This window comes from Alicyclobacillus dauci, from assembly GCF_026651605.1.
Lineage (GTDB): Bacteria > Bacillota > Bacilli > Alicyclobacillales > Alicyclobacillaceae > Alicyclobacillus > Alicyclobacillus dauci.
Genome location: NZ_CP104064.1, coordinates 1,267,266 through 1,279,369, shown reverse-complemented (window position 1 = coordinate 1,279,369; position 12,104 = coordinate 1,267,266). Strand labels below are relative to the sequence as shown.

At 52.0% G+C, this 12,104-nt stretch carries 11 protein-coding genes; 3 read left to right on the top strand and 8 right to left on the bottom strand.

Annotated elements, in window-relative coordinates:
* Window positions 1-7: 7 nt before the first annotated feature.
* The 6 genes from NZD86_RS06260 to NZD86_RS06235 all read right to left on the bottom strand — a co-directional run bounded on the left by NZD86_RS06260 (window position 8) and on the right by NZD86_RS06235 (window position 7,645).
* The gene (locus NZD86_RS06260) at window positions 8-1,042 is read right to left on the bottom strand and encodes a sugar-binding transcriptional regulator (RefSeq protein WP_268045647.1); all 1,035 of its coding nucleotides are present in this window, start codon (window positions 1,040-1,042) and stop codon (window positions 8-10) included.
* Window positions 1,043-1,287: 245 nt separating this feature from the next.
* Window positions 1,288-1,869 carry a C40 family peptidase gene (locus NZD86_RS06255; protein WP_268045646.1) on the bottom strand — a complete coding sequence of 194 codons (582 nt, stop codon included), beginning with the start codon at window positions 1,867-1,869 and terminating at the stop codon, window positions 1,288-1,290.
* 141 nt (window positions 1,870-2,010) lie between these two features.
* Window positions 2,011-2,970, bottom strand: coding sequence for a type I pantothenate kinase (gene coaA / locus NZD86_RS06250; RefSeq protein WP_268045644.1), 960 nt, complete (start codon window positions 2,968-2,970; stop codon window positions 2,011-2,013).
* 116 nt (window positions 2,971-3,086) lie between these two features.
* Window positions 3,087-4,871, bottom strand: coding sequence for an ABC transporter ATP-binding protein (locus tag NZD86_RS06245; protein WP_268046808.1), 1,785 nt, complete (start codon window positions 4,869-4,871; stop codon window positions 3,087-3,089).
* A 35-nt stretch (window positions 4,872-4,906) separates the two neighbouring features.
* The gene (locus tag NZD86_RS06240) at window positions 4,907-6,679 is read right to left on the bottom strand and encodes an ABC transporter ATP-binding protein (RefSeq protein ID WP_268045643.1); all 1,773 of its coding nucleotides are present in this window, start codon (window positions 6,677-6,679) and stop codon (window positions 4,907-4,909) included.
* A 153-nt stretch (window positions 6,680-6,832) separates the two neighbouring features.
* Window positions 6,833-7,645: a helix-turn-helix transcriptional regulator gene (locus NZD86_RS06235; protein ID WP_268045641.1), complete on the bottom strand. Its 813-nt coding sequence runs from the start codon at window positions 7,643-7,645 to the stop codon at window positions 6,833-6,835.
* A gap of 267 nt (window positions 7,646-7,912) precedes the next feature.
* Here NZD86_RS06235 and NZD86_RS06230 point away from each other — a divergent pair, with 267 nt between their 5' ends.
* Window positions 7,913-8,398 (top strand): DUF1641 domain-containing protein, encoded by a 486-nt coding sequence (locus tag NZD86_RS06230; protein WP_268045640.1) that lies wholly within the window; start codon window positions 7,913-7,915, stop codon window positions 8,396-8,398.
* 109 nt (window positions 8,399-8,507) lie between these two features.
* On the opposite strand, the gene NZD86_RS06225 is transcribed toward NZD86_RS06230, so the two are convergent.
* The gene (locus NZD86_RS06225) at window positions 8,508-8,630 is read right to left on the bottom strand and encodes a hypothetical protein (RefSeq protein WP_268045638.1); all 123 of its coding nucleotides are present in this window, start codon (window positions 8,628-8,630) and stop codon (window positions 8,508-8,510) included.
* A gap of 133 nt (window positions 8,631-8,763) precedes the next feature.
* Between NZD86_RS06225 and NZD86_RS06220 the strand changes: the two genes are divergently transcribed.
* The gene (locus tag NZD86_RS06220) at window positions 8,764-9,597 is read left to right on the top strand and encodes a L,D-transpeptidase family protein (RefSeq protein ID WP_268045636.1); all 834 of its coding nucleotides are present in this window, start codon (window positions 8,764-8,766) and stop codon (window positions 9,595-9,597) included.
* A 548-nt stretch (window positions 9,598-10,145) separates the two neighbouring features.
* Here the strand turns inward: NZD86_RS06220 and NZD86_RS06215 are convergent.
* Complete coding sequence (locus NZD86_RS06215; protein ID WP_268045634.1) at window positions 10,146-10,970, bottom strand: tetratricopeptide repeat protein; 825 nt, start codon at window positions 10,968-10,970, stop codon at window positions 10,146-10,148.
* A gap of 264 nt (window positions 10,971-11,234) precedes the next feature.
* On the opposite strand from NZD86_RS06215, the gene NZD86_RS06210 reads away from it, so the two are divergent.
* Complete coding sequence (locus tag NZD86_RS06210; RefSeq protein ID WP_268045632.1) at window positions 11,235-12,074, top strand: hypothetical protein; 840 nt, start codon at window positions 11,235-11,237, stop codon at window positions 12,072-12,074.
* Window positions 12,075-12,104 lie beyond the last annotated feature (30 nt).

Here is a 12,104-nt window from a genome sequence, read left to right as displayed (position 1 = left end):
TTGCTCCTCACGTATGAGAATATTGTTGTACCAGGCGATTTGCCGCGCCTTCATCAGTGACCAACGTGTCAATTCGGTAGGCCTTGGCTGCAGCTGCAATGGCGTTAGCCTTATTCGCACCTCCAGCGATGGCCAGGACGACGCGTACATGACTGATATCAGACAATCTCAGACCAATGGTCTTCATCGAATAAGCGACATTTCCGTCCGCATCGAAGTAATAACCGAACGCTTCCGCCTGCGCGTTGTGCATCGTTATCTCTGCCATTTCTTCCTGGCTGGACTGCCGTCGGCGTGCCATGGCCATGGCGTCACCGATGCCGTGGACCACGACCGTTGATGAGCGAATGGTTGGCAACCGCTCTTGTACGTATGGATCAGTAAGCAGTTGTTCGACTGCCCCAGGCGAGAGTCTGTCAGGTACGTGCAGCATGATCGATGTTCCCCCGACTTTGTCCGCCAACTGAGCCGCTATCGTATTTGCCTGATAGGCTACTGTTTCACCGACCCCGCCGCGTGCCGGAACGACTCGAATACCTTGTCGGTCGTTACAAACAGGCATGTTGCGCGCGACCGCAGCAACCGTTGTTCCGCCAGTCACAGCTACGATGTCATTGTCCTCGAGGATACTGTGCAAATACTGCCCAGCTTGCAGCCCCAGTTGGTCTTTGACCCACGGTTCTGCATCACTGTCCCCTTCCACCACAACAACGTTTGGTATATGTAGTGTCTGAGAAAGTGTCCATGCCAAATCCGCCCGTCCCGCTGCTGCGGAGGCCACTTGCTCGAGCTCACCCAATAAGGTGCTTCCCTCATCAGAAAGTGATACGCCTGTGGCCGAACTGTGTAAGAGGCCTTGCCGTCGAAGAATGTCTAGTTCGGCTCGCAGGACCCGTTCTGACTGTTGCATAGCTTGAGCCAAAGCTCGACGCCCAATGGGTCCAAGCAAGTGAATGCGTTGTAAAATGCGTAATCTTCTCTGCAGGACGTCCATCAGTTCCGGGACCACCCTGCGTACAGCAATCCAATCTGAAGTTTCCATGCAGGTGCTCCCATCGTGATGATAGTCGTCAAGGGACACCGTACGTCCCAGGTATACAAATTCCGTCCCGTTGACTTTAGTTTAGCGTACGAAGGACCATCGTGCAACGTGTCTATCACCTAGAATTTCTTTCGCATGAGGCCCTGGGTTAGAGGCAAAAGGAAAACCTGCAGACGAAAAAATGGGCTGCTACAAAGAACCGAAATCTTTGTAGCAGCCCTTATATTGTTTGCGTTAAAGATAATTTAAAACATCCGTTTGACGGCAGTTAAGTGGTTATGCCAGTAGTAGCCTGGGCCAATTTTCATGTAGGCAACTTTGCCTTTGCCGCCGCCTTCTTGAATCATTTCGTTGTGACCGACATAAATACCCACGTGCTTGCCGTTCTCGAAAATCAACAGGTCGCCAGGCCGCATGTCTTTCCTTGGCACACGCCAACCGACATGACGGGCTTGTCCACGAGACGACGTGGTGAACTTGTAGCCTAACGCGTGATGATATACGTATTCCGTGTAGTTAGAACAATCAAAACCATACTGGCCTCGATCCTCATTGTGCCCCCAACGATAAGGCGTACCCAGTTTACTTCTAGCCACACGCAAAACGGCGTTGTATTTAGCTTGCCAGGAAGCCCCTTCACCAGCGCTCCGTACAGTGCGAACATGCCGGACGTCCGGCGGTAAATGTCCCGCATGGGCAACAGTTTTATAACGAACGGCGGCGCCAGCGGTCGTCGTGACGGCCGAGATGGAACTGACTGAGGCCATCGCAAGACATGCGCCCATGACTTGTTTCCAGCTGCGTTTCAACTTGGCACGTACTGTCACTTTATCAACCCTCCCTATGGTCTGTGTCGTATACCGCCAGGTAACACCGTAACAGGACCTTGGGAGGGAATGAAAGGTAAACATATTAACATCGAGGGCAAATATAGTAATCGAATGATACCATTGGATTTCGATCCAAGTTTAGAGTTTGCGAAGCTCTACGCGCTCCACCATGTGGTGATCGCCTTTTTGGAGAATGAGTTGCGCCCGCTGTTTCGTAGGGAGAATGTTCTCCCTTAGGTTCTTGGCGTTGATATCCTCCCAAATATTTAAAGCGATTTGGTTCGCCTCGTCGTCCGTTAAGCTGGAGAAACGATGAAAGTATGACTTCTTATCCCGGAAGGCGGTTTCACGCAGCGTGTGAAACCGATCAACGTACCACTGCCGAATAAATCGCTCCGGAGCGTCGACATAGATGGAAAAGTCGAAGAAATCCGAGACAAATACTGTCATCTTCTTCCCGGACTGAGATGGTTTGACGGTTTGCAGGACATTCAGGCCTTCAAGAATGACGATATCAGGCTGCCTGACGAGGATCTTTTCCGTTGGCACAATGTCGTATGTCAAGTGAGAGTAAACGGGAGCAACCACTTCTGGTTTGCCGGATTTGACATCTGCCAGAAAGTGAATAAGTTGACGTGTGTCGTAACTCTCTGGAAAACCTTTTCGATGAAGAATGCCGCGCCGCTCCAACTCCGCGTTCGGATAGAGAAATCCATCGGTCGTGACGAGATCGACTTTTGGATGATTGGGCCATCTCGACAGAAGCGCTTGGATAATGCGCGCTGTCGTGCTTTTTCCTACAGCGACACTGCCCGCGATCCCGATGATGTACGGCACCTTGCCGCCTAGGTTCCCGAGGAACGCATTTGTCGCCTTGTAGAGATTTTGTGTAGCCCCGACGTACAAATTGAGCAACCGTGACAATGGTAAGTAAATTTCTTCTACTTCTGTCAATGAAACTTCTTCGTTTATGCCGTGTAACGCGGCTAGTTCCGACTCGTTTAAAGGCAAAGGCGTTGACGCTCGAAGATGGCGCCACTCCTCACGGGGAAACTTAATGTATGGAGAAAATGCGGTTTTTGACTGATTTGACTCCATGGTTATGCCTCCGGCTCATTGCATAAAATGAGCCCGGTAATGACCGGGCTTACCGAAAACAGTATACATGTTTCTTTAGCTGCGAAAAAGTTTTCGCATGCTCTGTTTGTTAGGAGCTAGGCGAGGAAACGGTACTGGGCGGCGACGAGATCGTAGTAGTAGCCTTTGCCTTCCATGAGAGTCTCGTGCGTTCCTCGCTCAACGATTTGACCGTGATCGAAGACGAGAATTTGGTCGGCGTCGCGGATGGTTGACAGTCGATGCGCCACGACAAATGCTGTACGTCCGGCCAGCAACACTTCCAGCCCCTTTTGAATGAGGTGCTCCGTGTACGTATCGATACTGGCTGTCGCTTCGTCCAATATGAGAATTTGCGGATCAGCCAAGATGGCTCGCGCAAACGAAATGAGTTGACGCTGACCCTGCGACAGTCTGTTTCCGCGTTCGCGAACTTCCGTCTCATACCCGTTCTCCAATTGCTCAATGAAGACGTTGGCGTACACCGCCGTTGCAGCAGCCTTGACTTCCTCGTCTGTCGAGGCGGGGTTGCCGTAGCGAATATTCTCCATGATGGTTCCAGAGAAGATGAATGTCTCCTGTAGAACCATACCCACTTGAGAGCGCAGACTTTCCACGGTGACGTCACGGATGTCTTTGCCGTCGATGAGAATACGGCCCGAAGAGGTGTCGTAGAAACGAGCCAGCAAATTGATGACGGTAGTTTTGCCTGCCCCTGTATGGCCAACCAGTGCAATCGTTTCGCCCGGTTTTGCGTCAAAGCTTACGTTATCGAGTGCAAGACGCCCTGCTTCGTATTCAAAGCCGACGTGTTCAAACGTCACCCGGCCTTTTACAGCAGGCAGATCCTGTGCTCCTGGTGTGTCCGCAATTAACGCCTTCGTATCGAGGTACTGGAAGATTCGCTCGGAAGACGCCATGGCAACCAGCAACTGGTTGTAAACCTGGCCAAGCTGTCCGATTGGTGTCCAGAAGTTCCCCAGGTAGTTGGCAAAAGCAATGAGGAGACCTACGGTCACCAAGTCAGCGCGAAGGAGATGAACGCCGTACCAAAACAGAAGGGCGCTGCCCAAGGCGCCGGTGAGATCGACAAGGGGGCCAAAGGGAATACTCCACCGTTGTGCATGCAAAAAGCGCCCCATGTAATCGCGGTTCATCTTTTCGAAAAAAGTCTGGTTCTCCTCCTGCCGGACGTACGATTCCGTAACGCGCATACCTTGAATCCCTTCGGCCAAGTGGGCGTTGATGCGACTCAACCGCAACCGGACTTGCTGCCAGGCTCGGCGGATGTTCACGGTTAGACGAATGGAGATGAGAAACATAAACGGTAAAACCACCAGGCTGACAAGGGACAAGTGCCAGTTGAGCGAAAGCATGATAGCGATGATGCCAATCAGTGTGAACAAGTTGGTAATCGTGTTAATGACGCCGTTCGTGAATAGATCCTGCAAGGAATTGACATCGTTCATAATGCGGACGAGGATCGATCCGGCCGGTCGACTGTCGTAAAAATCGTTCGACAGCGTTTGCACATGGCTGAATAGTTCACGGCGAAGCCCCTGAATGACGCTTTGCCCCAGTCGATTCGTCAAGTGAATCCGCACGTAGGATGCGGCAAAATTGAGCAGGTAGAGAGCGATGAGGATGATGCCGTCCTCCATGAGCAAACGGGTATTGCCTTTGGTGATGGCGATGTCAATCGTTCGCCCCACCATAAAGGGGCCAAGCAACGTGACGGCGATGTTTCCACACGTTGCCGCCAGTGCCCCGAAAATCATTCCGGGATATGGTTTCATATAAGCTGCCAGCCGACGAACTTGGCCCAATTGAAACTTCTTCTCCAGGGCTTCGTCGTCGCGATAAATGAATGGGGATCGCAACATTTCTTCGTTGTGCGTCAAAGCGGTTGCCTCCTTTCTCAGTGTCTCGAACCGCTCGTTCCAGTTAGCACTGCCACGTTGTTCATGGACGAGAAATCTTGGAATTGCATATCAAAAATTTCACGATAGAGTCCTGGGCGAGATAACAGTTCGTCGTGTGTTCCTCTGTCGACAATACGACCATCGTCCAAGACCAAAACCTGATCTGCACGCTTCAACGACGAAATTCGATGTGCAATGATGAACGTCGTACGTCCAGCCATCACTTGCTGGAGCGCTTGTTGAATCTGATATTCCGTCTCCATGTCGACAGCGCTCGTTGCATCGTCGAGGATGAGAATGGAGGGATTCAGCAAAATCGCCCGAGCGAGCGCGACGCGCTGCTTTTGACCTCCGGAGAGGCCCATCCCCCGCTCACCCACGAGCGTGAAATATCCTTCGGGAAGCCCATGAATAAACTCGGCAGCATCCGCCAACGTCGCCGCACGTTCTACGTCCTCTTCACTCGCATTTGGACGACCGTACGCAATGTTTGCAAAGATGGTCGTCGAGAACAGGAACGGTTCTTGGAAGACTACACCGACTTGTCTGCGAAGCGTGTGCCGATCCCAATGGCGAATATCCTCACCGTCGATGAGAATTTGTCCTTCACCCGCGTCATAAAATCGAGCTATCAGGGATGTTAGACTTGTCTTTCCGGAACCAGTCAGGCCCAAGAGCGCGATGGTTTCGCCCGGCTCCGCGACGAAGCTTACATTTTTCAGGACTTCGACATTTCCGTAGCGAACCGTTACGTTGCGGAACTCCACCCTGCCCTTGATTTCACCTGTCAGATGTTCACGATCGCGATCCAGTGTGTCTGGATAATCGAGAATTTCCAACAGGCGTTCACCGGCAGCTGTCGCCTGTGTCAAGTTGTTCAAAAAGAACCCGAGCTGAGACATCGGCCAGATCATGAACCAGACGACACTGAGAAAGGCGACGAGATCACCTAAGTTCATCCGGTTCGTCACGACCAGATACCCGCCAACCATGAGAATCAGTACGACACCGAAATTCCCGACGAACTCAATGAATGGGAAGAACTTGCGCCATAGGCGAGTCGCGTCCATATTGGACTCGAAGTACGCGTCGTTCCGTCTATTAAACTTGTCGATCTCGAACGATTCCTTCGCAAACGACTTGACCGTCCGCATTCCCATGATGTTTTCTTGGACACCCGAGTTTAGAGCACCAAGTGTACTTCTGATCTGTCGGAATGTCGGATGTAGCCTTTTGTCGAAGCGAAGCGCGGTCACGGCGAGTATGGGCATAAGACATGTGATGACAATGGCCAGAATCCAGTTCATGGAGAGCATTAACCCGATTCCCATGACAACGATGAAAAACAGTTGGACCAAGTTGTTGATGCCGAATGCCAAAAACATGCGAAACGCGTCGAGATCGGCAGTCATACGCGACATTAAATCGCCTGAATGAACCTCGTCATAATAAGCAAAAGGTTGATGATTCAGTTTTTTGTACAGTGCATTGCGCAAGTCAAATGCTGTCTTGCTGCCGAACAACTGTCCAAGGTACTGCTGACCAAAGTTAAAGAAGCCTTTAACCAGGGCAGCCAGCAAAATTCCGCCAGTCAACGTCAACAGTTGACCGTACTCGTGTCCAATGATGACACGGTTGACGATCATCTTCAGCAGGTACGGGTAGGCGAGCGCCAGGCCTGTCGTTACGACAAGAAGTGCCAGACTGGCATACATCAAGGGCAAGTAAGGCCTGTAATATGCGCCTAACCGTCGATAAACCCCGTTCACGAAAGTCTCTCCTCTCCAACTTCTCACGGCTGCTTCAAGCAACGTAAGTGTGATTTAACCACAATGAGTGCCCCAAGCACATGACCTATCTGGTCATCTATTGACTGATTTGGCTGACAAAAGAAAAGGCGCCAAAACCCAGGTGCACGTTGCTCACAGTGCACGCTGGCGAAAGGCGCGTGGGGAAATTCCGTAGCGGGATCGAAATACGCGGTAGAAATACGAATAGCTTTTAAATCCACATGCATCGGCAATCTGCTCGAGGTTAAACGTGCTGAACCGCATTCGGTCGCAAGCCATTTGCAACCTCACATCAAGCAAATATTGCACAATCGTTTGCTGATACGTTTCCTTAAAGATATGAACGGCGCGAGACACGCTCAGTCCCACTTCGTCGGCCACATCTTTCAGTGTGATATCCTCCGGTGCGTTACGCTCGATGAACCACCGCATTCGTTCAGCGGCTAGCGGCACAGACGCTGTCGACGCCGCGTCGTACGCCATTTTATCCACGGTTAAACAGAGTGCCCGCAAGAGATAGTCACACAATTCTGTATCTGTTCCGCCAGGACGACGATGCTCTTCAATCAGTTGCCGCCAAAGATGAACACAGTTCTCGTGCAACGGCAACTTTGCATGTGTCGGATGCTGCCGATCACGCCACCACTCATCGATCCATTCACCATCACAAAATAGATACAAGTCCGTCGATTGGACGTCTTCGTCCCCGACGTGGTCGATCTGGAGATCGTACGCTTCTCCGGGTCCAAACATCAGCAAATCTCCAGCTTCAACATACATCATATGATTGTCAACGAGTGCTCTCGCACGACCGTCCGTCTGCAATCGAAACAAATAACAGTCAAGTCCCTGCCGGGCCGCGTGACGATACGGATGCTGGTGTTCAGCATAGCCAACATCCAATACGCGTGCCCCGCGCACGCGACAACTGGTATCGATATCCATGACCGATCACTCCAAAGTTTCGGAGATTTGGCTCATTGCATCTTACCAAAATATGAATGGTCCGTATAGACGAAATTTTTTGGACGCAAATTGATGATTAGACAAACCATATCTTAGTCCACTATACTGAGGAGTGGAATTCTAGCGTCGTACCTTTGCAGGGAATATATAACTGTAACGGCATTGACGAAATGAAATTTGTTCGAACTAAACAATGGACCTGCACATGCTATTCCAGGGGTGCTAAGCTCAAGGAGGAGTCTGAACGTGACAGAGGCAACAAACTCAGTGGGAACAAAGGACGTTTCTGATATTCTACTTGATCCAAATGTACAGTCGTCCCTCAACACGGTCCTCGAGAAAATGCCGCAGTTGGCACAACTCATGACCGCACTGACGAAGGACGAAGAAACGTTGACAAGCTTGACAACCGTGATCGAAAGCTTACCAACGCTCGCCAAGTTACTTCACTTGGTAAACCGCCTATACAGCGCCGCTGAAGACGTCGTCACGGACGGTGCGACACTGGAAGGCGTCTCAAAAATGGCCCAGAACTACACACAACCGGTGCTGAGCACAATTCAGAAGGGCCGCCACGCATTCGAAGTTGCAAAGGAACGTTCGGAACAAGACCAAACCCGCTATTCCGCATTTTCGTTGCTCAAGATGCTCAAGGATCCAACTGTCCAAAAGGGCCTGCGCTTTACACAAGCCATGCTCGATGCACTTGGCGAAGAAAACAAGAAGGCCTGATCTGTTCTCGCATCACTGGCCAATTTGCCAATTTTCATCCTCAAGCTGCCTCCGACTCGGGGGCAGCTTTTTTCGCGCGTTCACATTGGTATGGGGTTTACCACACGGCTTAAGTTGTAGGCTTGCCGCTTTTCGCCCGCTTTGTCTCCCCTTGAACCCGCTCCTCGTGTTCCTCGATAGGCAAGGTCTTGTTCGCGTCGTTATGGGTGGGCTCTTTGTGTTTTTTCGTCATCAGATCTCCTCCTATGAATTTAGTTTTGGTCATTGCAAATGCGTTCATGACATATAGTTGGATGGAAATCAATGCGAATCGGATGACGAAATTTCGTCAGGCTCATTTACGAGCGAAAAGGCGGTGATCTTACATGGTTATAGCCAGCCGATTTCTGCGACTGACCTCGCCACCAATGCGCGGACCCGACGTCATGGCTTGCCAACGACGTCTCCTAGTGCTCGGCTATTACAATCTCTCTGCGGACGGCATTTTCGGCCCTGCGACGGAGCGCGCCGTGGTTGCGTTCCAACAAGCAAGTGGCATTTTAGCCGATGGCATTGTAGGCCCGGCAACGTGGACGGCACTGGGAATTGGCGAAGTAACCTGGGGCGGCGGCCGCTATCACATCAGTGTTGACACGGTTCGCAACGTACTGGCGCTGTACGATTCCGGCACCCTGAGGGCAAGTTATCCAGTGGCGACAGGGAAGCCGAGTACACCAACGCCGATCGGGGATTGGGTGATTATCGAGAAAGAGCCCAATCCAGGCGGTCCTTTTGGAGCCGCGTGGATGCGCCTATCGGTGCCCAATGGTGGGTACGCCATACATGGGACGGACGCACCTTCTTCGATTGGCCAGTCAGTTAGTCACGGCTGCATCCGGATGCACAATGCAGATGTCAGTACGCTCTACGGAATCGTGCCTCTCGGCACACTGGTCACCATCACTGGCCAACTTGCAACCACCAGACTCCTGTACCTCAACGTCCCACCCGGTAACGATGTCGCGGAGGTACAACAAATGCTCAAAACACTGGGATACTATACAGGGTCAGTCGACGGCAACTATAATCCCGCCACAGTTGCAGCTGTTCGGCAATTCCAACAGGATATCGGTCTCTCACCAGATGGCGTCGTCGGTCCACAGACTATCGTTGCACTGCAGTCACGCTACGACATCGCGCTGGGCGACGTGCAACCGTAGGGGCCGGCGGGGACGATGGGGGGCGTACGTGCGGTGGCGATTGCTGCAGCGGCGGCTCTGGGGCCGCGGTGGCGGATTTGCGGCGACGCTCTGAGACCGGGGTTAACGGAGTGCTGGACCGCTATATGTCCTCTCGAACGTCGCTCACGGCCGATAACGAACCATGATTCCGTTATTGACAGAAGTTTGGGCGTCATTTTGATGACATCCAATCAACTAGAGACTTTTGTTCCTTTATGTCACAGTTATGACTCTTGGGATGGATATAAGTGACTGCGGGGGCCTTACTAGATTCTAACTACTTCCCGCGAGGCTGACAGGGACGCCCAATAGATAATAGATTCTAACTACTTGCCGTGGAGGCTGACAGGGACGCCCAACAGATATCAGACATGCGGCCCATAAGGAAAAGGCCCGTTATTGCTGTATTCCGGGCCACAACAATCCAGAGGCAAATCCATGGTATTTTGCGGATTCTGGCCCGGGAGCCAAGCTAACACAGTTGGTTTCCATCAAGTCCAAGCCAAGCACCCGCTCGTGCCCTGACTTCACTGCACCGGCCACCAGCCTTTGGGCATTTGCACACCAATCGACAGGTATCCCGTCACGTCCGGGTGCTCCTCATCTATCTCCCGAGCGACGTTCATCAAGAAACGAGCTGTGCGCAAATCAGATAGCTGCTCCCGCTCTTGAACGTCACTTACGAGACTGCGGACAAGGGCGAAGCGTTCATCCTCCGTCAACTGTTCCTGAGCAAACATCGACAGGCTTTGAATGACTTGTTCTTCTTCCTGCCAGCGCTCTAACCGCGCCATGAGATTAGGCAAAATTTCCAAACCCTCGATGGTCAGCATTGGGTTGTTCTCGGCGACGGCCGTTTGGAGTTGATTGTATGCTTCTTCGAAATCGCCTGCTTCAAGTAGCGTTTGAATGTAAATAGACCGCACGTATGGAGCAACACTCGGGTTGTTCTCCAGTGTGCTGCGCACATACCGTACAGCGGCTTCGATGCTAGGGGCCCGCAAGACGTACAGCCGCGTCATGAACATAAACAGGGACACCACGACAAACGGATCCTTCGATCTCGCCAGGCACTCCCCCACCTCACGCTCAAAACCAGTCTCGTTGCCGAGTTGCAAGTATGCATCGGCGAGGTACAAGCGCATAGGCCAGACCGACGGATCGTCCGCGAGTTGCTTGTCCAAATGAGCAATATTCACATGTATATCATCTGTACGCGATTCTACATATGATTGTTCCGCGTGCACGAGTCGTGATTGGAAGCCGTCGTCGGACGCCCGCTCGCGAATCGTGTCCACTGCATTTTCGACGAGCCTGTCAGCCGACAGGCCTAATTCCGCTTCATCTGCCATTCACGAACACATCCGTTTCTCGGTTCATTCGATTTCATTGTAACGTTTTTCATGACTGAGGTCAGCCAATGTTTGCGGTCGAGGTGAATGAACGCCTTTAGTTTGTACATGGTATCATGAGTTGCAAAACAGTACATAGTTTTCAAGAAAAGATCGTTCGTTATCAATCGTCTGTGATCCGAAATCAGGGAGAACGTTCAAATCATGCGCGATCCCGATAGGAGATACATCCGTCCACAACCATCTGAAGGAGAGAACAAATCTATGGCTTACCGCAGCGCCAATGCAGCTGTACAAGCAGAACTTGACCGGTTGAGCGAACTCGCGACGCCTGACGTGCTGGCTGAAATGAAGGGGGCGGGAGTCGAGATCGACGAGATGATGTTTCGGAAAATAGGAAATAAACACCATTCCATCACAGCTATCGCAAAGCGGTGGAATGCGCCGCACACGACGTCACAGTCGTTGTTGTTCGCAGCGACGACGGTACTGTGGGATCGACTATGTTCCGATTTATTTCTTTGGGAGGCGTTTGCTGGAGAGATGAGTCGGGGGATCGAGCTGATCCAGCAGGGTCAGCGGCGCGAAGCGGTGTCATCGTGGTTAAGTGCGTGGGAACGATTGCAGGCACATGCTGTCGACACGGGGATTCGGGACATCTCCGTGCTGGACGTACAGGTCCCGCAAAACATGCTGAAAGAAGATTTGTTTAGTTGGGTGCAGGACGTGGAGATGGAACTCACGAACCAGGTGGACGAGGACGCAGATGTCGCGGATACGTTGTTGCATTACACGGAGTCGTTCATGGAGACCTTCCCCAAGTCTGCCACACCCATTCTGTTGAACATGAAAAGCGCGAAGGCCATTGCGTTATTTGTTCTGGGTCGTGCTGACGAAGCCGATGCGATTTACGAGTCCATCACGAAGGAATACGCTGAAGATGCGTGGACCTTCATTGATTGGGGCGACGAGTACAGCCCACAGTACCGCCGGAACCCGTCGTTGGTGAATCCCGAGAAGGCCAAGTCAATCTACGAACGCGGGCTCGAAACAGCCACCCAGGACGAGGATATTTTGCGGGAGCGACTAGCACTGTTGTCATGACCGACAGTCCCGCTTCGGCTCGTTTGCCAG